Genomic DNA, 23681 nt, shown 5'->3' on the forward strand with positions numbered 1-23681 from the left:
GTCAGACCGTCAGACCGCATCCCACGGCGCGTCCTCGAACAGCCGCGTCACCGTGCCGACCAGCGCCGCATCCACCGGCAGCGCCAGATAGTCGATACCGCTGACCGCCGCGACACCGTGCGAATTGGAGACGAAGGCCCCGTCGTACGAGCCCACATCGGCGACCCGCACCGGCCGCTGCTCCCATGGCACCCCGTGCCGGGTCAGCTGCCGCTGAAGCACCTGCATCGAGATGCCCGCCAGGGCAGGCGCGTCGGGCCAGACGACCGTGTCACCCGCGATGAAGGCGATGTTGGTGATGGCGCCCTCGGAGATCGCCCCGTCGGGGCCCACCAGCAGCGCTTCGTCGTAGCCCTCGGCGGCGACGCGCTCGAGGAAGTAACCCTGAGCGAAGCCGCCGAGGTGCTTCAGATGGGCGACGGGCCGCTGGTAGGGGACCGTCCGCAGCCGCTGCGGGCCGCTCGGCGGGGCGGCCGGCCCGCGTACGGACACCAGGACCGACAACTGACCGCCGGGCACCAGACGGAAGACGTAGACCCGCACGGAGGCGTCGCGGACCCGGTCGCCGAGGGCATGCCGGACGCGCTCGCGGACCAGGTGGCCGTCCAGGCCGGTTCCGTACAGCTCACGCGAGGCGGTGTCGAGCCGGGCCAGGTGCAAGTCCATGCCGCGCACCCGGAGGTCCCGCACCTGCATGGCGGTGAAGTGGCCGTAGCCGGAGAGCGCGAGGAAGGTCAGCTTCTCCGCGGTGGCCGGGAGGCCGTCGATCTCGACGAGGAGGGCGTCCCTGTCCGGGTCCCGGTCCCGGCCCCCGTCCCGGTCACTCATGGATGAGTACGACCTCCAGCGTGCGCGGTCCGTGGACCCCCTCCACCCGGTCGAGTTCGATGTCGCTGGTGGCGGACGGCCCGGAGATCCAGGTCAGCGGGCGGGCCGGGTCCAGCCGCTCCAGCCCCTCCGCCACCGAGTCGACGACCTGCGCGGGCACCCGTACGACGCAGATGTGGTGGTCGGGGACGAGCGTGATGCGGCGGCGGCCCTGGTCGGGGGAGGCGTCCAGGACGATGGTGCCGGTCTCGGCGATGGCGACGGCGCAGCCGGTGACCACGCTGTCCACGGCGTCCAGCTCACGGTGTGTCAGCGCGGCGGTGTCCGTGACGAGTTCGACGCCCTCCGCCGCCGCCAGCCACTCCGGCGGCAGGCCCGCCGGTACGACGATCCGTCCCGCCCCGCGCCCGGCGAGCAGCGCGGCGATCCGGCCGGGCAGCTCGGCGGTGGTGGTACGGTGGACGATCGCCCGGTAGTCCGCGAGGTTCTCGGCGAGCAGCTCGGCGGTCTCCTCCGCCGAGCGCTCACCGTGCATCCGCAGATAGTCGCGGTTCACCGGCACATCGTCCGGGGTCTCCCCGTGCGGTACGTCGGCCAGGGCACGACGGATGCGGCCCAGAACCTGCTCTCGGGTGCTCACTTGGTCTCCTTACCCCGCGTGCGCTGCCACCAGTCGCGGAACGACTCGGCCGGCACCGCGGGGACTTCACGGGTCTCGGTCCACGCCTTGCCCGGCCCGGGCAGGCGCTTGGGATGCAGCCGCCGCGTGCGGGCCGCGAGCCGCTGGCCGCCGCGCAGCGCCGCCGGATGGTCCAGCGCCCACCGGGCGGCCCGCATGGCGGCGCGCTCGGCGGCATGGCCCTTCGCGGGCTTGATGGTGGTCCGGCTGCCGCGCAGGGTCACCTCGCCGCCCTGCACGACACGTTCGCGCAGGTGGACCAGGACCTCCGGGATGTCGATGGCCACCGGGCACACCTCGTAGCAGGCCCCGCACAGCGAGGACGCGTACGGCAGCGACGCGTCCAGCTTGCTCTGCGTGCCCCGCAGCTGCGGCGTGAGGATCGCCCCGATCGGCCCCGGGTAGGGGGAGCCGTACGCATGGCCGCCGGCCCGCTCGTACACCGGGCAGACATTCAGGCAGGCCGAGCAGCGGATGCAGCGCAGCGCCTGCCGGCCGACAGTGTCCGCCAGCGTGTCGGTGCGGCCGTTGTCGATCAGAACGAGATGGAAGGTCTGCGGGCCGTCCTCGTCGGTCGTGCCGGTCCACATCGAGGTGTACGGGTTCATCCGCTCGGCGGTGGAGGAGCGGGGGAGGAGCTGCAGGAAGACCTCCAGGTCCTGCCAGGTCGGCACCACCTTCTCGATGCCCACGACGGAGATCAGCGTCTCGGGCAGGGTCAGGCACATCCGGCCGTTGCCCTCCGACTCCACGACCACCAGCGTGCCGGTCTCCGCGACCATGAAGTTGGCCCCGGAGACCCCGACCTTCGCCCGCAGGAACTTCTCCCGCAGGTGCAGCCGTGCCGCGTCTGCCAGCTCGGCGGGCCGGTCGGTCAGGCCGTCCGGTGCCGGGCGGCCCCAGTTGCCCATCTCCTTGGCGAAGATGTCCCGGATCTCGGAGCGGTTGCGATGGATCGCCGGCACCAGGATGTGGGAGGGCAGGTCGTCGCCGAGCTGCACGATCAGCTCGGCCAGGTCGGTCTCGTAGGCCCGGATCCCGGCCTCGCCGAGCGCTTCGTTGAGGCCGATCTCCTGGGTGGCCATGGACTTGACCTTGACGACCTCGGTCTCGCCGGTCATCCGGACGAGGTCGATGACGATCCGGTTCGCCTCGTCGGCGTCCGCCGCCCAGTGGACATGGCCGCCCGCCGCTTCGACGGCGGCCTCGACCTGCTCCAGATAGTGGTCGAGGTGGCGCAGCGTACGGTTCTTGATCGCGGCGCCGGCCGCCCGCAGCTGCGGCCAGTCCGCGAGTTCCGCGACGGCCTTGGCGCGCTTGTCGCGGATGGTGTGCGTCGCGTGGGTGAGATTGGCGCGCAGTTGCTTGTTCTGGGTCGACTCGGATGCCGCCTCGGGGAAGGCCGGCATGCCCAGGTACGTACCACCACTCATCGGATGCCTCCCGGAGCGTAGGGGTGCTCCTCGGTCGAGGCGAGGATCTCGGCGAGATGGACCGGCCGGGTTTGAGAACCGAGCCGGGCGAGGGTGCCGCCGATGTGCATCAGGCAGGAGTTGTCGACCGTGCAGACGGCCGACGCGCCCGTCTCACTGATGTGCCGGGCCTTGTCGGCGCCCATCGCGGCCGACACGGCGGCGTTCTTGACGGCGAAGGTGCCGCCGAAGCCGCAGCACTCGTCCGCGCCCGGCAGCTCGCGCAGCTCCAGGCCCTTGACGTGGCTCAGCAGCTCCACCGGGCGGCGGCCGAGCCCCAGCATCCGCAGGCCGTGGCAGGTCGGATGATAGGTGACGGTGTGCGGGAAGTACGCCCCCACATCGGTCACCCCCAGCACGTCCACCAGGAACTCCGTCAGCTCGTACGTCCTCGGCACGACGGACGCCGCGATCTCCGCGAGCTCGTCCCCACGCCCCTCGGCGGCCGCCTTCTCGCCGATCCGGGGATAGTTGTCGCGGACCATGGCCACGCACGATCCGGACGGCGTGACGATGTGGTCGTAACCCTCGAAGGCCCGTGCGTAGCGGCGCACCAGCGGCTCGGTCTCGTAGCGATAGCCCGTGTTGAACTGCGCCTGCCCGCAGCAGGTCTGCGCCGCCGGGAAGTCCACCTCCACGCCGAGCCGCTCCAGCAGTGTGACGACCGCTCGACCCGTGTCCGGGTAGAGCGTGTCGTTCACACACGTCACAAAGAGCGCAACGCGCATGCGGCCTCCTCCCATGCAGTGCCGTCACCTGAGGTTTCATACTGCCTCAGAGGCTGGGCAGTGTGAAGCAGAGATCGGATGTCTGCGAGTACGCCGTTGATCACACCGGCCGCTCGAGCCTGTACGAGGACGTTCCCCAGCGCCGCCGCCTCGGCCGGTCCGGCCACCACTGGAAGCCCGCAGGCGTCCGCCGTCAACTGGCACATGAATGTGTATGCGCTGCAAGCGCATGGAAGCGGGGGCGTTTGATCCGCACTCGGCGTTCGCATCTCAGTCGGTCGACGGGCGCGGCGGGCTATTATGCTACACGTGATTAACTCCACGGTCGTAGAAGAGCTCGGACGGTTACCCGAAGGTACTGAGTCGGAATATCACACCCATGCGGCCGGTCTGGCGGTGCGGCTTACTGCGGCGCAGATAGTCGAACTTGAGCAGCTGCTTGCGAGTGACATAGACCGGGATGTGCGTTTCAATGCTCTTTATGTAGTGCTAGCTCGTCATCGTCGAACGCTGGACGCAAGTCATTACGGAAGAATTTACCGTGCCCATGCGTCCAAATTTGAAGACTATCCCATGCGGGCCGTGCTCGACTCTGACATGGCGCTTTTGAATCCCGCAGGTCCCGATCTTGCTGAGGCACTCCGTCATGCCAGGACGGCACTCGAACGGATGCCGGGCAACCGTGCGATCACTGCCCATTATGCGCGCATGCTCGCCGAGTTCGCCTGGAATGGTGGTGATGTTGAGCGCGAAGAATTGGAGAAGGCGATCCACCAGCTCGATCGGGCAATCGAGGTAGAACCGGAGCGGCCGCGATTCCGTGCTGTGCGCTCCCAGCTGAGCGGACTGCTCGGGGATTACGCCGCTGCTTTGGCTGCAATTCGTAGGGCAATCGACCTCGAGAACTCTGAGCAGCCTGACTATGCGGTGCGGATAATCGAGTACCAGCGCATTCAGGCCGACGTAATGGTGCGCCGTGACTTGGCAGGGGTACACGAGCGGCTGGACCGAGCGATGACGCAGGCGGAGGATCGTATGAGAGAGAAAATTTCCGGTGCTACGGTGGAGGCGGAGCAGCGTATGAACGCGGAGATCGGTCGGCTGCGTTCGGAAACCCTGGGCAGCCTGGGGCTTCTCGCGGCAGTGATCGCGTTCATCGTCACCACTGTTCAGGTAGCCAATCGCCAGCCGGTCGACGATGCCATGCGGATGTTGGTCGGTATCGCGGGCACACTGGTCCTCGTATTCACCGCCTTCGGTGCGACCTTCGGTATTGCACGAGGGGCACGTCTCGTACTGCCTGGCGCCCTGGGCGCAGCCCTTCTGATCGGTGCCATACTGCTATGAATACTCATCGGTGTGACCCACCGGAAGTTCGGATACGTCAGCAATTGAGCACCTGACGTGGTCCGGGGTCCGGTGCGTCGGGACACGAGCGGGTGCGCGTGAAGGGCGAACATGAGGTGACAGTTCGTTCAAATGTTCCCGGTGACAGTTGTGAGCCACGTACCTAGGTTGTTTCTCGTGCAGCTCAGGTATTCGTTCCGGATCGAGCCGTCACCCGGTCAGTGCATTGCACTGGCACGTGCGTTCGGCTGTGCGAGGGTCGTATTCAACGATGCCCTCCGTGCCCGGAAAGCTGCCTGAGAGCGGATGTTGGTCCTCCCGAAGATCGGAGAGATCAAGGTCCGGTGGTCCCGAACGCTGCCGTCCCCCTCCACCGTCACCGTGATCAGGGATGCTGCGGGCAGGTTCTACGCCTCCTTTGTTGTGGAGTCCGACCCGGTTGCCGACCTGGAACGGATGCCTGACACCGAGGTGGATTGCGGCATCGATCTGGGCCTCACCCACTTCGCAGTCCTTTCCGACGGCCGCAAGACCGACGGCCCGAAGTTCCTGCGTCGCGCCGAGAAGAAACTCAAGAAGGCCCAGCGGGCTCTGTTCCGCAAGCAGAGAGGTAGCGCGAACCGGGCCAAAGCCCGTATCAAGGTTGCGCAGTTTGGGGACCCCCACCCAAACGAAGGTTTGGGGGAGAGCCTCCAGCGGGTCCGGGCGGAGCCCGGTTTCGGGAAGGGGGGAACAACCCCAGCCCCCTGACCGGCAGCCCCCCCGGCGGACGGAGGGCGGCGTCCAGGATTGGGCAGGGGCGGCGGGGTGGGGGAAGTCAGCCGACGGCCACAGCACCGGCGGGCGCCCGCAGCAGTTGCCGGACCTCCCGGACCGCGCTGCGCCCCGCGCGGTTGGCTCCGACCGTGCTGGCCGAAGGCCCGTACCCGATCAGGTGCACCCGATGGTCCCGCGCCACGCGCGTCAGGCTGTCCAGCCGAACCCCACCCCCCGGCTCGCGCAGCCGAAGCGGGGCCAGATGATCGAGCGCGGCCCGGAAGCCGGTCGCCCAGAGCACGACATCGGCGTCGACATGCCGCCCTCCCCCGGCCTTCGGCCGGTGGGGGCACTCCCCCTCGCTTCGCTGGGGGCACCCCCACCACGACCCAGCCGCCAGGCTGGGGGAGGACCCCCGTCTCGCTTCGCTCGCCCAGACGGCACCCCCGGGGGTAAGGCGGTCGAACATCGGCAACCGCTCCAGCACGCCCCGCGCCCGCGCCGCGGCCATGGCCTCGGTCATGGGCAACCCGGTCACACTCACAACGCTCTGCGGCGGCAGCCCCTGCCGGACCCGCTCCTCCACAAGCGCGACGGCGGCACGGCCCTGGTCCTCGCCGAACGGCCCGGTGTGGAATACGGGGGGCCGCCGGGTCACCCAGGTCGTCGCGGCCGCCACGTCGGCGATTTCCAGCAGCAGCTGCACCGCGGAGGTGCCGCCGCCGACCACGATGACCCGCTTGCCTGCGAACTCCTCGCGCCCCCGGTATCCGGCGGTGTGCAACTGCCGCCCCAGGAACAGCTCCTGGCCGGGATAGCGCGGCACGAAGGGCCGGTCCCACGTCCCGGTGGCGTTGATGAGTGCCCGCGCGGACCAGTCGCCACCGTCCGTCCCGACGAGCAGCCGGTCGCCGTCACCAGCGTCCCGTACGGCCGATACGTTCACCGGCCTGCGCACCCGCAGGTCGAACGCGCGCTCGTAGCGGTCGAAGTACTCCGCCACGACCTCCGCCGACGGCCGGTCCGGGTCCGCGCCCTCCAGGGGCATGCCCGGCAGTTCGTGGACGCGGTGCGCCCGCCCGTAGGTCAGCGAAGGCCAGCGGAACTGCCAGGCGCCGCCGGGGCCGGGGGAGTGGTCGAGCACGACGAAGTCCTGGCCCGGCAGCATGCCGGCCCGCCGCAGGAAGTACGCCGCCGAGAGTCCGGCCTGGCCGGCCCCGACGACGGCGACGTCGATCTCGCGCGCTGCGTCCACATGGTTCACGGTTCTACCAACCGTGGCGTACGCCGTATCCTTCCCGGTTCATCCGACCGGGGTCGCCGGCCCAGCGGCGCAGCCGGGCGACGCGGTCGGCGGCCTCGGCGAGCCGTGCGGCGGACAGGTCACCGTCGGCCACGGCGCGGGCGGCGGCGGTATGGACGGCCTGATGGACGCCGGGACCGCAGCCGGGGCCGAGCTGGAGCAGGTCGAGGCCGGCGATCCAGGCGAGCACCGCCGCGCCGGGGATGCCCCAGCGGTCGACCACCGCAGGGGCGTCCAGCGGCTCGCTCACCGCGACACCGTCGTAGCCCAGCTCCCCCCGCAGCACCTCCGGCACACAGCCGTCGGCCAGCGCGGCGAGCGGGTCGACCGCGACCGCCATCACCCCCGCCGAGACGCCCTCCGCGAAGGGCCGCAGGGCGCCGTGCCCCGTAAAGGGGCCCAGCGCGGCGGCCACCCCATGCCCCTGAAGTTCGGTGACGTACGAACCGGTGTCGCCGGCACCCGCCCGTGGCCGTACCGCGAGATGCACGTTGGCGCCCGCAGCCGTCAGCTCCGCCGCGGCCGCGTCACCGCTCCCGGCGCTGTCGCGCGGGGTGAAGCCGACCAGCGCATCGGGGTACGAGTCCCGCAGATCAGCCGGGACGTCGCCGTGCAGGACGACGCCCGGCAGGCCTTCCGCCAGGCCCCGCGCGATCCAGCCGGGCATCCGCTCCCCGCCACAGGACGGCAGCAGACATGCGTCGACCAAAGCGGCGACTGGGTGCGGCACAAACACGTATGGGTCCCCCTTGGATGCGACGGCAGACGGACCCTATCCCGGGAGCCCCTTATTGGTCCAGACCAATAGGGAGCGCGAACCCGCAGTCGGACAGGGGCGCGCGAAGCGGTCAGGCGCGAGAGAGAAAATGCGAGTGCGAAGGCGTCAGCAGCAGGTCAATGTGACGCGCGTGGTGAGCAGGGCGGCACGCGACATGCCCCCCGTCTCGCCACGCGGACGGGCCGGTGGACACGGACGTCCGAGGCGTGGGCGACCATGGACACATGGCCGACGCTTTCACCACCCGTACGATCGACATCACGACTGGCTCCACCGAGACGGTTTACGACCTCACCAGCGCCTGCGCCGCCTTCCTGCGCGAAGCCGCGCACGGCCGCGACGGACTGCTCAACGTCTTCGTCCCGCACGCCACCGCCGGCGTGGCCGTCATCGAGACCGGCGCCGGCAGTGACGAAGACCTCCTCGCCGCCCTCCACGACCTCCTGCCCGCCGACAACCGCTGGCGCCACCGCCACGGCAGCCCCGGCCACGGCCGCGACCACGTCCTCCCCGCCCTCGTCCCGCCGCACGCCACCCTCCCCGTCATCGGCGGCCAACTGGAGCTGGGCACCTGGCAGTCCGTCGTCCTGGTCGACACGAACGTCGACAACCCCCGCCGTCAGGTCCGGCTCAGCTTCCTCGGCTGACCGCCGCCTCCCGGCCCACCGAGGCGACCAGCGGTGTCATGCGGTACGGCACCCGCTCGGGCAGCGCCATCTCGGTGCGGGTCCGGACCACGCCGGGCACCTGGATGAGGCGCTGGATCACGTCCTCCAGGTGGGCGTTGTCGCGGGCGACCACTCGCGTGAGCAGGTCTCCGCCGCCGGTGATCGAGAATGCCTCGATGATCTCCGGGACGGCCGCCAGCGCGTCGCCGACGTCGTCCAGATGTCCCTGGGTGACCTCGATGTGGACGAAGGCCAGCACGGGGTGGCCGAGGGCCGCCGGTGACAGGCTCGGGGCGTAGCCGGTGATGACACCGTCGCGTTCCAGGCGGTCCAGACGGGCCTGGAGTGTCCCGCGGGCGATGCCCAGGATGCGGGCGTACTCGCGCACGCTCGTGCGCGGCTGTTCCAGAAGGACCGCGAGAAACCAGTCGCCGCCCACGCCCGCGCGGGATCCGGCGGGCAGGTAACGGGAGGAGCTAGCAGCTAGGGCATTTCGGCAACGCCGCGCGGTCCCCCCGCCCTGGCGGCTGGTGGGGGTCCCCCCAGCCGCGAGGCTGGGGGGAGGCACGCGACGCCACGGAGATCGGCCGGACAGGCTCTTGGCCTCGGGTGGCCGGTCACCACAGATTGTGGCGGTCCCAGATCGGGTCGGCGGCGTAGGGCCGGTGCGCCGCAAGGTTGTCCCGTGCCGGGTGGCGTCGGCCGGCCGGGCCCTGGGCGAAGGCGCGGAGCAGGTTCTCGGTGGCCCGGCGGGTGAAACGGGCCGTGTACGGGGGAATGCCGTGGGCGCCGTCGCCCTTCAGGGACTCGACCCAGCGCATGGTGCCGGTGTTGAACACCCCGGCGCCGCCGGCGGCGGTGTAGTAGGCGGAGTCCTGGTAGCTGCGCACGCCACGGCAGACCAGCGGGGAGTGGGCGACGACCTCGATCGGCCGGGGCGTGCCGGTGCCGCCGGTGACCCGGTCGTACTCGGTGCCGACGAGGTGGGGGAAGCGGCTGCCGCGCGTGACACCGGTCCCGGCGAAGAGCCAGTGGCCGGGTTCGGTGACGGTGTAGTCGGCGCTTGTGCCGTTGGACTCGTACAGGGTGCCGGTCAGGGAGTTCTCCGGGCAGGCGTGCGGGGGCTCGCGCCAGTCGGCGGTGACGGCGGCCGGGTCGCTGCCGTGCAGGGGGTCGTGCGGCCAGTCGGTCTTGTAGCAGACGACCTGGCGCCGGTCGCCGTGTGCGGTGTGCTCCAGGCGGATGCGGCGGAAGCAGGCGTTCGCGCCGAGGAAGGCGATGTTGGCGCCGGCGTCCCGGGCGCCGGTCACGCGCTCGCGCATGGCCGGCGTCCAGTACTCGTCGTGTCCGAGGGAGATCACCGCGCGGGCGTCCGCCAGCAGGTGCGGCTCGCGGTCGAGGTCCGTGTTCGTGACGTAGGCCAGCGGCAGCCGCAGGCTTTCGGCCAGTGCGATGGCGGGTTGCTCGTACGTGAGGAACAGCGGAGCGCCGTTGCCGTCGTAGGGGCGGTCGCAGCTGACCGCCAGCGATCGGCCCGCGTAATCGGGCTTGCCGCCGGGGCCGTGGTAGAGGCTGCGACCGCCCCAGGCGTTGTACGCCTGCCAGGTCGCCACCGCGTTGACCAGGACCACGCGGCCCGCCGTCTTTGGGGACCGCACGGTGAGCGGTACGTACCGCTGCGCCCCGCCGTCGGCGATGAGCCGGAAGAGGTACGCCCCCTCGGGCCAGCCCTGGGTGGATATCCGGGGGCCGGGCCGCCAGGCGGCGGCCGAGACCGTACGGGTCGGGCCTTGCGCCTCCGGCACCGGTTGTTCGTGCCCGGGCAGGCTGTCGGAGGCCCACACCCTGCGGGCCTGGGCGCCGCCGTACCAGCCCATCCGGAAGGCCTCGACGCGGAACGTCCGGCTGGTGGTGGATACGAACAGGCGGACCGGTTCGCCGGGCAGCACGCTCACCCGGTCGGCGTATCCCTCGATCGCCCGGTCGTTGCCGTCCCCTGCCTGCCGCAGCCCCCAGTCGTGGTCGCCGGGGCGGTCGTTCTCCGCGCGGCCCGTCCCGTCACCGCCGCCCTTACGCCGTGGGGAGGCTCCCGTCACCGAGCAGCCGGCCACCAGGCCGCCCGCCCCCGCGCCGGCCACGGACTCCAGGAAGCGCCGCCGGTCCCAGTGCGTGGTCACAGTGCGAGGCTAGGCGCGGCGACCGCACCGGGCCCGCCCGCGTAAGCCGACCGGAGGACGGCCCCGGTGGGACGGCCGAGGCGGGCGCTCGCCGCCCAGAATCCACCCGCCGGGACGAACCGGCCAGGGAGGTACTACTCTCAGCCGCCGTACAGACAACAGGCGGAAGAGGTACGGCAGTGGCCGGGCACGCATACATCGGGTCGTTCACATCGGCGGGCGGGCGGGGACTGACCGCTGCCGCCGTCGACCCCGCCACCGGGGCGCTGACCGCGCTGCACTCGACGGACGCGGTGGACAACCCGTCCTTCCTCGCGCTGTCGCCGGACGGCGAGCTGCTGTACGCGGTGAGCGAGAACCCGGAGGACGGCGGCGCCGCCGTCTTCTCGCTGGCCGACCCGGCTGAGCCCCGGCAGTTCGGCAAGACGGTGCCTGCGGGCGGCGGCTCGCCCACCCACCTGAGCCTGCACCGAGGCCATCTGCTGACCGCCAACTACGAGACCGGCACGGTCAGCGTGCTCCCGCTCCGCGAGGACGGCGGCATCGGCGAGCCCGTCTCCGTACTGGAGCACGAGGGCGACGGCCCCGACCCGGAGCGCCAGACCGGCCCGCACGCCCACATGGTGCTGCCCGACCCCTCCGGGCGCTGGGTGCTGACGGTGGACCTCGGTACGGACTCGGTGCGGGTGTGCGAACTGGACCCGGCCGGCGGCGAGCTGGAGATCGAGCGGGAGCTGGGGCTGCGCTCCGGGATCGGACCGCGCCATCTGACGTTCCACCCGCGGGGGGACCGGGCATACATCGTCAACGAGCTGGACTCGGTCGTGACGGTGTGCCACTGGGACCCGGAGGTCGGGCGGCTGCGCCCGGTGGCCGAGGTGTCCGTGCTCCCGGAGGGCGCGGAGGGCACCAACTACCCGTCGGAGCTGGTGATCTCGGCCGACGGGCGGTATGCCTGGGTCGCCAACCGCGGCCGCAACAGCATCGCGGTGCTGTCCGTCGACGAGTCCGGCGACCGGCTCGAGCTGCGGGGGACCGTCGGCTGCGGCGGCGACTGGCCGCGCCACCTCACCCTCGACCCTTCCGGCAGCCGTCTGTACGCCGCCAACGAGCGTTCCGGCGGCGTGGCGTGGTTCGACGTCGACGCTGAGAGCGGAATGCCCGTCCAGGCAGGCTCGATCGACGTGCCCGCCGCGTCCTGCGTCGTCTTCCGCTGAGAGCCGACATACGAACGCGCGGGCGGCAGGTCCCGGTGAGGGCCGCCACCCGCGCTTCGCGCGGGGACGGGTTCAGTGGGCAGAGGCGCCCTGCGAGGGCTGCTGGGCGATGCCGAGCGCGGTGGTGTACTTGCCGATGACCAGCTTGCCGATCGCTGGGTAGGGGCCCAGCGCGTCGGCGCCCTGGCAGCCGGCCTCCTTGGAGGCGTCGTGCAGCAGCTCGGGGGCTATCTCCGGGCCGATCAGGCAGGGCGCGAGGGCCAGCGTGGTCGAGCCGGAGGAACGCAGCTGGTCGGCGGCCTGTGCGATGGAGCCCTCGACATCCAGGGCGGCGGCCAGCACTGGCACCGCGAGCCGTGCGGCGAGCAGCAGACCCGTCACCCCGGCGGCCTGGACCGCCTCCTCGCCGCCGACGGTGGCGAGGATGATGCCGTCAGCTGCCGTCGCGACGGTGAACAGCCGGGCGCGGTCGGCGCGGGCCAGGCCGGCCTCGGAGAGCCGTACGTGCAGCGCCTCGGCGAGCAGCGGGTGTGGGCCGAGGACGTCGGTCACCTCGGCGGCGGAACGGCTGTCCATGACGGCCTGGCGGATGCGGCGCATCACCGAGGCCTCGGGGCCGGCCAGCAGCGGTACGACGACGGCCGCGGGGCCGTCCTCCATACGCTCGGCGGCCGCCTGGGACAATACGGTCTCCAGCGTCGGGAACTCGTCACCGTCGCCGTCGACGAAACCTATACGGGGGTCGAGGCCTGACAGCTCGGAACGGGCGATGCTGATGACTTCCTCCGCCAGACTCCGGGTCGCGGAGGACGGGGTGCCGGGCACGGCGAGGACAAGCGCCGGAGCGCCCTCGGGCGTGGTCAGCAGTTCCGGTCGCCGGTGCCGCCCGGGCTGGCGGGGGCGCGGCATTCGAACGGGCAGGCCGGATGCGGGGCCTTCGGCAGTGCTCATGGCGAGGCATGCTAGTGCCTCCGGCGGTTCTCATGTTCGGGAGGGTCCATCGCAAGGGTTACTTGTCCGGTTCCGTCCCGATACGGTGCCGGTCGGCCTGATCCGGCACCGTATCGAACGGATGGTGACTCACCCGAAGCCGCGGGCGTCCTGCTTGAGCGCGGTGTCGACGGTGAGCGCGGAGGCGACCACCATGCTCAGCAGCGGGTCGGGGAGTTGGCGGTGGATCTGCAGTACGTAGTTGTCCGCCGTGGTGAACATGGTCTTGGCCAGGCCCTCCCACGTCTTGGTGATCCGGCCGACCTCGGTCTCGGTGTGGTCGACGATCGCGAAGTTCCAGGCCCGCCAGTTCTCGGCCTTGATGGCGCCGATCTTCTGGCCGTTGACCTCGAACGAGAAGTTGATCTTCCCGATGGCGTTCTGCTGGATGATCTCACCGAGCGTCTGTCCGTCCGGACGCTGCACGATGACCTTGGACTTGATGAACTTCGCCGGCCGGGTGAGCAGCAGCTGCGGCTGGCCGTACGCGTCCCGCACTTCGAGCCTGACCGGCAGGTACTGGTCGACGCTGGACACGAAGCGCAGCACCTTGCGGGCCGTCGACTGGCCGACCTGGACCACCGAGCCGAGCTGGCGGCCGCCCTGGTCGAAAACGCTGTACTCGTTGTTGAGCTCGATGAGCTTGGCCTTCTGGTTCACCACGAGCACCGGCTCGCTGAACAGGGTGCCGCCGCCCGGTCCTGTCGGGGCGACACCGGCCTGCTGCTGCACCTGTCGCTGCACGCGGGACGGGTCGTGGCCGCCGTCCACGCCCAGCTCCCAGGGGTTGTCCTTCTGCTGCGGGGGCTGCTGCGGATACGGCTGCTGGCCGTACTGCTGCTGGGGCGCGGCCTGTTGCTGGGGCGCCGCCTGCTGCTGGAACTGCCCCTGCTTCTGGTAGTGGCCCTGCGGCGGAACCTGTTGCTGCGGCGCGGCCTGCTGCTGCGGGGGTACCTGCGCCTGCGGCTGGCCGGCGTGCGTGTGCTCCGTCCACTGGGATCCGTCCCAGTAGCGGAGCAGGTTCGGAGTGCCGTGCGGGTCCGCGTACCAGCCCGCCGGGGTGTTCGAATGCGTCGTCACCCGGGCAGACTAACGGTTTCTCACCTGATCAGGGCAGCCGCCAGTCGACCGGCTTCGCTCCCTGCCGAACCAGCAGGTCGTTGGCGCGGCTGAACGGCCGGGAGCCGAAGAAGCCCCGGTCGGCCGACATGGGGGAGGGATGCGAGGACTCGATGGCCGGCAACTCGCCCAGCAGGGGCCGCAGATTGCGCGCGTCGCGGCCCCACAGCACCGACACCAGCGGCCTGCCGCGCGCCGCCAGCGCCCGGATCGCCTGCTCGGTGACCTCCTCCCAGCCCTTGCCGCGATGGGCGGCCGGCTTGCGCGGGGCCGTGGTCAGCGCCCTGTTGAGCAGCAGCACGCCCTGCTGGGTCCAGGGAGTGAGATCGCCGTTGGACGGCCGGGGGAGACCGAGGTCGCTGCCCAGCTCCCGGTAGATGTTCTCCAGGCTGCCGGGCAGCGGGCGCACCTCGGGCGCGACGGAGAAGCTAAGTCCGACCGCGTGACCCGGTGTTGGGTACGGATCCTGGCCGACGATCAGCACCCGCACCTCCTCGAAGGGCTGCTGGAAGGCCCGCAGCACATTCGCCCCGGACGGAAGGTAGGTGCGCCCCGCGGCGATCTCGGTGCGCAGGAAGTCGCCCATCCCGGCGATCCGCTCGGCCACCGGTTCCAGGGCTTTCGCCCAGCCCGCTTCGACGATCTCGTTCAACGGTCGTGCTGCCACGGGCAGTCACTCTAGTGGCTCAGACGACCGCCGCCCGCACGCACAGCACATCAGGCAGATGCTCGGCCACCAGTTGCCAGCTGTCGCCCTCGTCCGCGCTCGCGTACACCTCCCCGTTACGATTGCCGAAGTACACCCCGGCCGGATCGGCGTCGTCCGTGCGCAGGGCGTCCCTGAGCACCACCCCGTAGTGCTCGTCCCTCGGCAGGCCCGCGCTCAGCGGTGTCCACGAGGCCCCGGCGTCATCCGTGCGGTAGACCCGGCAGAGGTAGCCCGGGGGATAGCGGTCGCTGCCGTCGTTGACCGGGAAGACGTACGCCACGCCGCTGCGCCGGGGGTGTGCGGCGACGGCGAAGCCGAAGTCGGCGGGCAGCCCCTTGCCGATCTCCGTCCAGCTCGCTCCGGAGTCGTCACTGCGGTAGACGCCGCCGTGGTTCTGCAGATACAGCCGGTCCGGGTCCACCGGATCCGCCGCGATCTTGTGCACGCACTGGCCGAACTCCGGGTACGGATCGGGCAGGAAGTCCGCCTTGATCCCGGTGTTGGACGCCTCCCAGCTCGCCCCGCCGTCCCGCGACCGGTACACCCCGCCCGAGGACACGGCCACCGTCACCGCGTCCGGATCCCGGGGATCGGTGACCACGGTGTGCACGGCCTGCCCGCCGAAGCCGGCGCCCCACTGCTCGCGCTGCGGGTGCTCCCACAGGCTGCGTACGAACTCGAAGGTCTCCCCGCCGTCGTCGGAGCGGAACAGGGCGCCCGGCTCGGTGCCCGCCCACACCACGCCGGGCGCACCGGGCCCGGCCGGCTGGAGCTGCCACACCCGCTCCAGCGAGGCGCCGGTCCCCTCGGGGAACTTCACCGCAGGGCGGGCCGGCTCGTGCCAGCTGCGGCCCAGGTCGTCCGAGCGGAACACCGAGGGGCCCCAGTGCGAGCTGTCCGCGCCGGCCAGCAACCGGGGCACGGCAGGGCGGGTGTCGATGCCGACGGAGTACACCGCCTGCATCGGGAAGTGCGGCCCGGTCAGCTCCCAGCCGCCGCCACCGCCCCGGCGACCGAGAAAGAGCCCTTTGCGGGTCCCTACCGCGAGCAGTACGTCATCGATGGCCATGGTGCCTCTCCTCCGGGATACGGAATGTGTCCGGCATCACAGAGTCTGCACCGCCCCACTGACAACGTCCCCTCCGGCGCGCGTATCGCCTGTTCGGAGGGCCCGCGCGGGGACGGTCTAGAGGCGCTGTTCCCCGGCCTCCTCGACGGCGTTCTCATCGGCGCCAGCCGCCAGGACGAGCGGTCCGGCGGCTGAATCCCCCTTCGCCGGAAGGTGGTTGAAGAGCAGGTTCAGAGCGATCGCGGTGATGCAGCCCGCGCTGATCCCGCTGTCCATCACCGTCTGGAACCAGTCCGGGAACCGGTCGTAGATCGTCGGCACACCCACCGGCAGGAGCCCGACCGCGAGCGACACCGCGACCACCGTCAGATTGTGGTTGTCCTTGAACTCGACCGTGGCCAGCGTCCGCAGTCCGTTCGCCGCCACCGACCCGAACATCACCAGGCCCGCGCCGCCCAGCACCGGCGCCGGTATCGCGGCGACCACGGCGCCCAGTTTCGGCAGCAGGCCGAGCAGCACCAGAATGCCGCCCGCCGTCGCGACGACCCAGCGGCTGCGCACCCGGGTCATGCCGACCAGGCCGACGTTCTGCGCGAAGGCGGTGTACGGAAAGGTGTTGAAGATGCCGCCGAGGACCGTGGACACGCCGTCCGCGCGCAGGCCGTCCGCGAGCCGCCGCGGCTCGATCCTGCGCCCGGTCAGCTCGCCCACCGCGATGAAGTCACCCGTCGTCTCGGTCATCGTCACCAGCGCCACCACCAGCATCGACACGATCGCCGCGCCCTGGAAGGACGGGGTGCCGAAGTGGAACGGGGTGCTGATGCCGACCCAGTCCGCGTCACCGACCCCGCTGAAGTCCGTGAAGCCAAGCAGCAGCGCCACCACCATGCCGAGCACGATGCCGGCCAGCACCGCCACCCGGCTCAGGAACGGCGGCGCGAAGCGTTGGATCGCCAGCACCGCCACCAGCACGCCGGCCGCCAGCGCGATGTTCTTCGGCTCCCCGAAGTCCTTGGCGCCCTGGCCGCCGGCCGCCCAGTTGCCGGCCACCGGCAGCAGGCTCAGCCCGATGACCAGGATCACGGTGCCGGTCACCAGCGGCGGGAAGAACCGCAGCAGCCGCCCGAAGACCGGGGCCAGCAGGATCATCGCCAGCCCCGCCACGATGACCGAGCCGTAGATCGCCGGCAGCCCGCCGTCCTTGCCGATCAGCACCATCGGCGTCACCGCCGCGAACGTACAGCCCTGCATGATCGGCAGCCGCACGCCGAACCGCCACCACCCGACGCACTGCAGCAGCGTCGCGACGCCGCACAGCAGCAGGTCGGCGGTGATCAGATACGCCAGGTCGGCGCCCTTCATCCCCAGTGAGCCGCCGACGATCAGCGGCACCGCCACCGCGCCCGCGTACATGGCCAGCACATGCTGGAGGCCGAATGCCCCCAGCTGCGCGGCCGGCAGGACCTCGTCCACCGGGTGGGCGGATTTCTCTACAGTCGCCATGGGCTCTCCTCGACACCACGCGTGCGGGTATGACAGCCCAGACCGTAGACGCCTTAAACATTTTGTTGATTTCGAAACGGTTTCAGGTCTGTGTCACAGGATCGGGCGAGCCGCGGTCAACAGGCCCGCCCAGTCCGGAATCTTCACCGTCGCACGATCCAGCGAGCGTCCCAGCTCCGCCTCCGCCGCCTCGATCGCCTCCCACCCCGACCACTCCACCGGATCGGCGCCCAGCGACCGCAACCCCTCCAGCGGATCCGCCGGCAGCGCCCGGGCCAGCAGGAGCGGCGCATCGGCGACGAGCGCGGCCGCCGTCTGCTTGGCGCACGGACGGTTGGTGCCGATCACCCCGGTCGGCCCCCGCTTGATCCACCCGGCGACGTACTCGCCCGGCGACGGTTGCCCGTCACGCAGTACCCGCCCCGCGTCGTTGGGTACGATTCCGGCACTCGCGTCGAACGGCAACCCGGCCAGCGGAACCCCCCGGTAGCCCACGCTGCGCAGCACCAGCTGCGCGTCGATCTCCTCCAGCAGCCCGGTGCCGGCCACTCCGCCCTGTCCGTCGGGCGCCGTCCGCTCGAAGCGCACCCCTGTCACCGCGTCGTCGCCCAGCAGCTCCACCGGCCGCAGGAAGAACCGCAGATGGATCCGGCGGGCCCGCCCCGAGGTCGGCCGCTCGGCCCAGCCCCGCAGTACCTCCACATTGCGCCGCGCCGCCGGCGGCAGCCCGGAAGGGTCCGCGTAGGCCGGGTCCAGGGCCAGCTCATCGGACCGTACGACCACCTCGGCGCCCGGCAGGTCGCCCAGCTCACGCAGCTCCTTGGTGGTGAACTTCGCCTGCGACGGGCCGCGCCGCCCCACCACATGAACATCCGTCACCCGGCTGTCCTGCAAGGCGTGCAGCGCAGCGTCGGGCACATCGGTGCGCCGCAGCTCCTCCCCGCCCCTGGCCAGGATCCGGGCCACGTCCACCGCCACATTGCCGACCCCGATCACGACCGCGGACCGTGCCCGCAGCACGAACTCGTCCGGGTCCTCATCCGGGTGCGCGCTGTACCAGGACACGAACCGGGTCGCGGAATGGCTGCCGGGCAGATCCTCGCCGGGGACCCTGAGCCTGCGGTCGGTAGCCGCGCCCACGCAGTAGACCACCGCGTGGTAGAGCGAGAGCAGCGCGAGCGGAGCGAGATGGGGGTCCCCCCGGCCGAAGGTCGGGGGAGGATCCAGGGCGCCGCCGACCGTCACATTGCCCAGGAAGCGGATCCGCGGGTCCTCCAGGACGCGCCGCAGATTCCCCTGCAGGGACTTGATCTTCTCGTGGTCGGGCGCGACCCCGTACCGGACCAGCCCGTACGGGCAGGGCAGCCGGTCCAGGACATCGACGGCCACGTCCGGGACGGCGTCCTGCCGGGCCAGCGCCTCGGCCGTGTAGACACCGCTGGGACCTGATCCGACCACTGCGATACGAAGCACGAGCAGTCCTTCCCACGGTGGATGGTGCGGGTACGTCCAGCATCGCACCGGTATGTGCTCACAGGGAGAGGACACGACTCAGGTGAGTGACGGAGCCTCGCCGGCCTGGTCCGGCGGGACGCCTAGCTCCCACCGCAGCCCGTAGCGCTGGAACAGCTCCGCCCGCAGCCGGGCCAGCGGCATCGGCGCCCCGGGGATGAGCAGCGCGAACACCGCGCCCATCAGCAGCGCCCGCAGCATCCGGTAGTCCTGCTCCGGGTCCGCGGAGCCCCAGGCCACTATGGAATCGCGCAGCAGGACCGCCAGCCGCTGCTGCTCGGGGCACTCGACGAAACCTTCCGCCTGGAGTATTCCGGCCATGTGGGCGCGCATCAGCACCGGATGCCTGACCGGCAGCCCCAGGACGCAGTCCACGGCCCGGGCGAGCAGCTCGTGCCCGTCGGCGGTGCGGGGCTCGCGTTCCAGCGCGGCGGCCAGTTCCAGATGCATCAGCCGGTGTGTCGCCGACTGCAGCAGCTGTCGCTTGCCCGGGAAGTAGTACGAGACCAGGCCGCGCGCCGCCCCGGCCCGTTCGGCGATCTCGGCCAGCGTCGTGGCCTCGTATCCGCGCTCCTCGACCAGCTCGATCGTCGCGCGCAACAGTCGCTCGCGGGAACGCCGCCGCATCTCCTCGTTGACCGATGGACGCCGCGGGGACATGCTGGACTCCTGCATTGACTGGCTCACAGCCAATATACTCGGACGTGGGTACCCGGCGGCGCGGGGGACTGCCGGGTACCCAGCTGTCAGCCTGCCCTGCCGAAGGTCCCGAGGACCGGCAGCAGCCCTTCCGGCCGCAGCTCCACCGGCAGATGCTCCACGAAGTGCACCGGGCAGCCCAGAACCGCCGCGCCCCCGTCGGCGCGTCGATCGTCGCCCACCATTGCCACCGCCTCCGGCTCCAGCCCGAGCGCGTCGCAGGCGATACGGAACAGCCGCGGATCCGGCTTCTGGATGCCGTGCTCATAGCTCAGGACGAAGGCATCGACGTACGCGTCGAGCCCGTGCTTCCGGAAGACCGGCCGCAGGTCCCAGCCGATGTTGCTCACCACCGCCACCCGTATCCCGCACTCGCGCAGCTCCTCGAGCACCTTGGCGGTGTCGGGATACGGCGCCCACGCGGCCGGCGTCATGTGCCGGTCGTACAGCGCGTCGTACAGCTCTTCCCAGGGCAGCTCTGCCAGCCGGGCCAGCCCCGTGAACGCCGCTCGGTGGTGCTCGGCGCTCAGGTCCCGCTCCCGCCACAGCGGTTCCAGGCCGGCCGGCACCACCTCGGGCGGCGCCCCGCCGGGCTGACCGCCGGTCCGGCTCAACTTCTCGGCGTACGACGCCAGTTCGTCGTCCGGCAGCGTGATGCCGGCCTCGTCCAGCACCGACAGCAGCCAACTCTCCGCCGGCTCGATGCGCAACAGAGTCCCGGAGAAGTCGAACATGCAGCCCTTGGGTGTGATCTTCATGCTCGCCATTTTCGTCCATACGTCGATCCGCCGATCATGGCGCCCCGGGCCTACGCCAGCGCCTTGAGCCCCGGCCCGAAGGCGACCAGCAGCGGGATGACCGGCACCAGCGTGGCCAGTGCCGTGACCCGGGCACGATGCGCCCAGGTCAGCCGGGGTCCCGGGTCGAGCAGCCGGTTCACCCGCCCCGGCATCTGCGCCAGCGGCATGGGGGAGGGGCCGAACACCCCTCGGTCCTCATTGAGTTCGACCAGGGCGAGGGCGGTCGTCAGGCGGCCGAATCGGCGTGAGGCGATGTCGTCGGCGGCCAGTTCGACCAGCCGGTGCACCTGGTTGCGGAAGCCCGCGAAGACCGGCACCTGCGGGAAACCGGCGGCGAGCGCGCCCGCGCAGTGAAGCAGCACATCGTGCCGGGCCCGTGCGTGCCCCTGCTCGTGTGCGAGAACCGCGTCGAGCTGACGGCCCTTCAACCGGCGCAGCGCGGCGGTGGTGATGACCAACTGCGGGTGGGCTCCGGTCAGCCACCACGCGTCGGACCGGCCGCTCTCCAGCACGACGAGCCGCTGGTCCGCCGGGAGATCGAACCCCGGACCCTCGCCGGGCAGCCGGGGCGCCCGAACCAGAAGGTCGGCGCGCCGTTGCCGCTGACGGGCGCGCGCGGCCCGTACCTCACGGGTGAGCATCGCAGCGGTCCAGGCGCCGCCGCACGCCAGGAGGGCGGCCAGCACCCCGGCCCACGGCCCGTAGCCGGGAAGCCCGTACGCGTCCACCACGCCGTGCGGCGCGAAGGCGAAGACATGGCCGCGCACCGCCGTCCAGGCGGCCGACGCGGTGAGGGCCATCGCCAGGACGCAGCACAGCAGGACGGCGGCGACCACGCACTGCCAGACCCACATGGCCAGCACGGGCTCGCGCTCCGGCCAGTCGGCGCGGGCCAGCAGTCGCGGCGCCGTCGCCGCGGTCATCGCGCCGAGCAGCAGCAGCACGGAGGGGACCGTCATGGCGTTCAGACTATGAGGGTGTCGCCACCGTCCGGTACGCCGTCGCGCTCAAAAGTGACGCACGCCTCACACATGTCAGAGGGTCAACAGCATCGCGAGCATCCCGATCGCCATGGAGACCCGGCAGGCCGCCGCCATCTCCGGCGCCCCCAGCTCCCGCCCCACCGCCGTGATCGCCGAAGGCCGGGGGAGCTCTACCGCCACGCCGCCCCCCGCCACGCCGCCCCCCGCCACGCCGCCCCCCGCCTGCGCCACCGAGGGTACCGACGCCAGCCGGACCCCCGCCGCCAGCACATACGCCGCGAAGTACGCCAGCAGCAGCCCTGTCAGCAGCGGCGCGCCGCCCGGCATGTGCCCCTCGTGCGACGCCGTGCCGCCCGGCACCATCGCCACCGCCATGTACACCATCGCCCCAGCGCCCACCGCGTGGTGGGCGTGATGGGCGTCCCGGCCGTCCCGCCGGGCGAGTAGCAGGGCCCGTACGGCGGCCGCCCCGAAGAGCACGGCGAACAGCGGCGGTCCCCAGGGACGGGGGTCCAGTACGGAGACGGGCACGGCCATGGCCGCCATGCCGAGCCCCATCAGCCCCTCGTCCCGGGCGGCGTGCCGATCCGCGCCCCCCGCGCAGCCCGGCCGCGTACGCAGCAGGCACAAGAGCCCCGTGGCCGCCCCGAGAACGACGAGCAGCCACCCCACCAGTGCTGGTCCGTGCATGTCCGGCCTCCCCGCCTCGGCGTCCTCGGCCGCCGTACGCAGGATGCCCGCGCCGGGCGGCGCATACTCGAGCGCACGGACGTATCCGGGGCGCGTGGGGCTCAGAGCCTGTCGGATGACCTCTGATCGGGCGGCCACGCCTCCCCCAGCCTGGCGGCTGGGAGGTGCCCCCAGGCACGCACGCTTCCCGCGTTGCCGAAATGGCCTAGTAGCTCCGCTACGAGGACATCCTCCCCCAGACTCCGTCCGGGGGGACCCCCAGCGCCTTGGAATCGCACGCACCAGACCGCGTCCGCTCTCCGATCGAAGGTCATCCGACAGGCTCTCAGGCGGCCGTGCGCTGGGTGACCGCGACGCAGACCAGCACCGCCACGGCGGCCAACGGCGTCCAGGCGCCGAGGCGTTCGCTGAGCAGGGCCGCCGACCAGACCAGGGTCAGCAGCGGCTGGGCGAGCTGCAGCTGACTGGCGCGTGCGACCCCGATCGCCGCCATGCCCCGGTACCAGACCATCAGGCCGAGGAACTGCGAGACCACCGCCAGGTATCCCAGCCCGGCCAGCGCCGTCCCGCTCACCCGCGCCGGCTCCAGGGCGAGCGCGACCGCTGCCGCGGGCACTGTCAGCGGCAGTGCGCCCGCCAGCGCCCAGGCGATCACCTGCCACCCCGGCATCGCCGCCGCCAGCCGGCCGCCCTCGACATAGCCGGCCGCGCACACCACCAGCGCGCCGAACAGCAGCAGGTCACCCGCCGTCGGAGTGCCGCCGCTCTGCACCAGCGTGAAGACCGTGACGACCCCCGCTCCGGCGAGCGCGGCGGCCCAGAAGGCCCGCGACGGCCGCGCCCCGCCCCGTACGGCCGCCAGTACAGCGGTGGTGAGCGGCAGCGCCCCGACCACGACCGCCGCGTGCGAGGTGTCGGTGGTCTCCAGGGCGAGCGTGGTGAGCAGCGGGAAGCCGAGCACGACCCCGAGAGCGACCACCGCCAGGCCCGGCCAGTGGCGGCGGTCCGGCACCGGGGTCCGCCCCGCGGCCAGGCAGCCGCCGGCGACCAGGGCGGCGAGCACGCCGCGCACCGTCACGGTGGTCCACGGGCCGAAGCCGGTCAGGGACCAGTGGGTCGCCGGAAAGGTGAAGGAGAAGGTCGCTACGCCGAGGGCGGCGAGGAGGGTGCCGCTCACTGCTATCGGCCGGACGACAGTAGCGCTATTGTGTGCTGTCATGAATCACGATAGCAGTTCGGCTACTCTCGCGGACTCCCTGCGCAGCGAGCTGAACCGCTTCTCCGAAGGCGAGAAGCTGCCGTCCAGCCGAACCCTCGTCGAACGCTTCGGAGTCAGCCCCGTCACCGTCACCCGCGCCCTGGCCGCGCTCGCCGCCGAGGGCCTGGTGGTGACCCGGCCCGGCTCCGGCACCTACCGTGCCCGTGCCCGCGCCCCACGGGCCGCGCGCCCCGTCGACACCTCCTGGCAGCAGGTGGCGCTCACCGCCGAGGACCAGCACGCCGAGCCCGCGCCCCGGGTCGTCGACGCCTCCGCCGTCACCGCGACGCTCGCCGCCCCGCCACCCGGCGTCATCCCCTTCAACGGCGGCTACCTGCACGCCTCCCTGCAGCCCGAACGGGCGCTGGCCGCCGCCCTCGCCCGCGCGGGCCGCCG

The 23681-nt window shown here is 71.6% G+C and carries 23 protein-coding genes and 2 pseudogenes; 5 read left to right on the forward strand and 20 right to left on the reverse strand.

All coding sequences use genetic code 11. From position 1 onward, the window contains the following. Positions 1-9: 9 nt before the first annotated feature. The 5 genes and pseudogenes from EFK10_RS39775 to EFK10_RS39795 form a co-directional block, all read right to left on the reverse strand. The gene (locus EFK10_RS39775; RefSeq protein WP_127360514.1) at positions 10-828 is read right to left on the reverse strand and encodes an aminotransferase class IV; all 819 of its coding nucleotides are present in this window, start codon (positions 826-828) and stop codon (positions 10-12) included. Beyond that, a complete protein-coding gene (locus EFK10_RS39780) occupies positions 821-1468 on the reverse strand; it encodes a LutC/YkgG family protein (protein WP_127360515.1) in 648 nt (215 codons plus the stop codon). Before EFK10_RS39780 ends, EFK10_RS39775 begins: the two co-directional genes overlap by 8 nt. Then, positions 1465-2940, reverse strand: coding sequence for a lactate utilization protein B (locus EFK10_RS39785; RefSeq protein WP_127360516.1), 1476 nt, complete (start codon positions 2938-2940; stop codon positions 1465-1467). Before EFK10_RS39785 ends, EFK10_RS39780 begins: the two co-directional genes overlap by 4 nt. Then, positions 2937-3707, reverse strand: a complete 771-nt coding sequence (locus EFK10_RS39790) for a (Fe-S)-binding protein (protein WP_127360517.1) — start codon at positions 3705-3707, stop codon at positions 2937-2939. Before EFK10_RS39790 ends, EFK10_RS39785 begins: the two co-directional genes overlap by 4 nt. Then, positions 3686-3913, reverse strand: a pseudogene (locus tag EFK10_RS39795) (FGGY-family carbohydrate kinase); the annotation flags it as partial. The gene EFK10_RS39790 and the pseudogene EFK10_RS39795, both read right to left, overlap by 22 nt. Before the next feature lie 103 nt (positions 3914-4016). Here EFK10_RS39795 and EFK10_RS39800 point away from each other — a divergent pair. Together EFK10_RS39800 and EFK10_RS39805 are read left to right on the forward strand one after the other, a co-directional pair. Continuing rightward, on the forward strand, positions 4017-5054 hold the full coding sequence (locus EFK10_RS39800; protein WP_127360518.1) for a tetratricopeptide repeat protein: 1038 nt from the start codon (positions 4017-4019) through the stop codon (positions 5052-5054). Positions 5055-5231: 177 nt separating this feature from the next. Then, positions 5232-5705, forward strand: a pseudogene (locus EFK10_RS39805) (RNA-guided endonuclease InsQ/TnpB family protein); the annotation flags it as partial. Positions 5706-5871: 166 nt separating this feature from the next. Here the strand turns inward: EFK10_RS39805 and EFK10_RS39810 are convergent. Together EFK10_RS39810 and EFK10_RS39815 are read right to left on the reverse strand one after the other, a co-directional pair. After that, complete coding sequence (locus EFK10_RS39810) at positions 5872-7065, reverse strand: NAD(P)-binding domain-containing protein (protein WP_127360538.1); 1194 nt, start codon at positions 7063-7065, stop codon at positions 5872-5874. 13 nt (positions 7066-7078) lie between these two features. Beyond that, positions 7079-7822, reverse strand: coding sequence for a glycoside hydrolase family 3 protein (locus EFK10_RS39815; protein ID WP_127360519.1), 744 nt, complete (start codon positions 7820-7822; stop codon positions 7079-7081). A 293-nt stretch (positions 7823-8115) separates the two neighbouring features. Here EFK10_RS39815 and EFK10_RS39820 point away from each other — a divergent pair, with 293 nt between their 5' ends. Beyond that, positions 8116-8538: a YjbQ family protein gene (locus EFK10_RS39820; protein ID WP_127360520.1), complete on the forward strand. Its 423-nt coding sequence runs from the start codon at positions 8116-8118 to the stop codon at positions 8536-8538. Here the strand turns inward: EFK10_RS39820 and EFK10_RS39825 are convergent. Both EFK10_RS39825 and EFK10_RS39830 read right to left on the reverse strand, forming a co-directional pair. Further along, complete coding sequence (locus tag EFK10_RS39825; protein ID WP_127360521.1) at positions 8522-8998, reverse strand: Lrp/AsnC family transcriptional regulator; 477 nt, start codon at positions 8996-8998, stop codon at positions 8522-8524. The genes EFK10_RS39820 and EFK10_RS39825 overlap by 17 nt on opposite strands. A gap of 178 nt (positions 8999-9176) precedes the next feature. Further along, positions 9177-10736, reverse strand: a complete 1560-nt coding sequence (locus EFK10_RS39830; protein ID WP_240677765.1) for a N,N-dimethylformamidase beta subunit family domain-containing protein — start codon at positions 10734-10736, stop codon at positions 9177-9179. A 179-nt stretch (positions 10737-10915) separates the two neighbouring features. On the opposite strand from EFK10_RS39830, the gene EFK10_RS39835 reads away from it, so the two are divergent. Continuing rightward, positions 10916-11953, forward strand: a complete 1038-nt coding sequence (locus EFK10_RS39835) for a lactonase family protein (protein ID WP_127360522.1) — start codon at positions 10916-10918, stop codon at positions 11951-11953. A 72-nt stretch (positions 11954-12025) separates the two neighbouring features. Here the strand turns inward: EFK10_RS39835 and EFK10_RS39840 are convergent, their stop codons facing one another. The 11 genes from EFK10_RS39840 to EFK10_RS39890 form a co-directional block, all read right to left on the reverse strand. After that, positions 12026-12904: a sirohydrochlorin chelatase gene (locus tag EFK10_RS39840; protein WP_127360523.1), complete on the reverse strand. Its 879-nt coding sequence runs from the start codon at positions 12902-12904 to the stop codon at positions 12026-12028. Between the two features lie 129 nt (positions 12905-13033). Then, positions 13034-14023, reverse strand: a complete 990-nt coding sequence (locus EFK10_RS39845; protein ID WP_127360524.1) for a phospholipid scramblase-related protein — start codon at positions 14021-14023, stop codon at positions 13034-13036. Between the two features lie 28 nt (positions 14024-14051). After that, positions 14052-14729 carry a uracil-DNA glycosylase gene (locus EFK10_RS39850; RefSeq protein WP_127360525.1) on the reverse strand — a complete coding sequence of 226 codons (678 nt, stop codon included), beginning with the start codon at positions 14727-14729 and terminating at the stop codon, positions 14052-14054. A gap of 19 nt (positions 14730-14748) precedes the next feature. Continuing rightward, entirely contained in the window at positions 14749-15834 is a 1086-nt protein-coding gene (locus EFK10_RS39855; protein ID WP_127360540.1) for a WD40/YVTN/BNR-like repeat-containing protein, read from the reverse strand. Between the two features lie 123 nt (positions 15835-15957). Then, complete coding sequence (locus EFK10_RS39860; RefSeq protein ID WP_127360526.1) at positions 15958-17343, reverse strand: nucleobase:cation symporter-2 family protein; 1386 nt, start codon at positions 17341-17343, stop codon at positions 15958-15960. Between the two features lie 93 nt (positions 17344-17436). Next, positions 17437-18816 (reverse strand): FAD-dependent oxidoreductase, encoded by a 1380-nt coding sequence (locus tag EFK10_RS39865; protein ID WP_127360527.1) that lies wholly within the window; start codon positions 18814-18816, stop codon positions 17437-17439. Positions 18817-18894: 78 nt separating this feature from the next. Continuing rightward, complete coding sequence (locus EFK10_RS39870; protein ID WP_127360528.1) at positions 18895-19515, reverse strand: TetR/AcrR family transcriptional regulator; 621 nt, start codon at positions 19513-19515, stop codon at positions 18895-18897. An 86-nt stretch (positions 19516-19601) separates the two neighbouring features. Next, positions 19602-20306 (reverse strand): HAD family hydrolase, encoded by a 705-nt coding sequence (locus EFK10_RS39875; RefSeq protein ID WP_127360541.1) that lies wholly within the window; start codon positions 20304-20306, stop codon positions 19602-19604. A gap of 56 nt (positions 20307-20362) precedes the next feature. After that, positions 20363-21313 carry a M56 family metallopeptidase gene (locus EFK10_RS39880; protein ID WP_127360529.1) on the reverse strand — a complete coding sequence of 317 codons (951 nt, stop codon included), beginning with the start codon at positions 21311-21313 and terminating at the stop codon, positions 20363-20365. 75 nt (positions 21314-21388) lie between these two features. Next, the gene (locus tag EFK10_RS39885; RefSeq protein WP_127360542.1) at positions 21389-22027 is read right to left on the reverse strand and encodes a DUF5134 domain-containing protein; all 639 of its coding nucleotides are present in this window, start codon (positions 22025-22027) and stop codon (positions 21389-21391) included. Between the two features lie 325 nt (positions 22028-22352). After that, positions 22353-23246 (reverse strand): DMT family transporter, encoded by an 894-nt coding sequence (locus EFK10_RS39890; RefSeq protein WP_127360530.1) that lies wholly within the window; start codon positions 23244-23246, stop codon positions 22353-22355. On the opposite strand from EFK10_RS39890, the gene EFK10_RS39895 reads away from it, so the two are divergent. Next, on the forward strand, positions 23245-23681 hold a 437-nt coding region (locus tag EFK10_RS39895; RefSeq protein ID WP_127360531.1), incomplete at its 3' end, for a GntR family transcriptional regulator. The two genes, EFK10_RS39890 and EFK10_RS39895, sit on opposite strands and share 2 nt — an antisense overlap.

Origin of the sequence: Streptomyces soli (assembly GCF_003999195.1) — a bacterium.
Lineage (GTDB): Bacteria > Actinomycetota > Actinomycetes > Streptomycetales > Streptomycetaceae > Actinacidiphila > Actinacidiphila soli.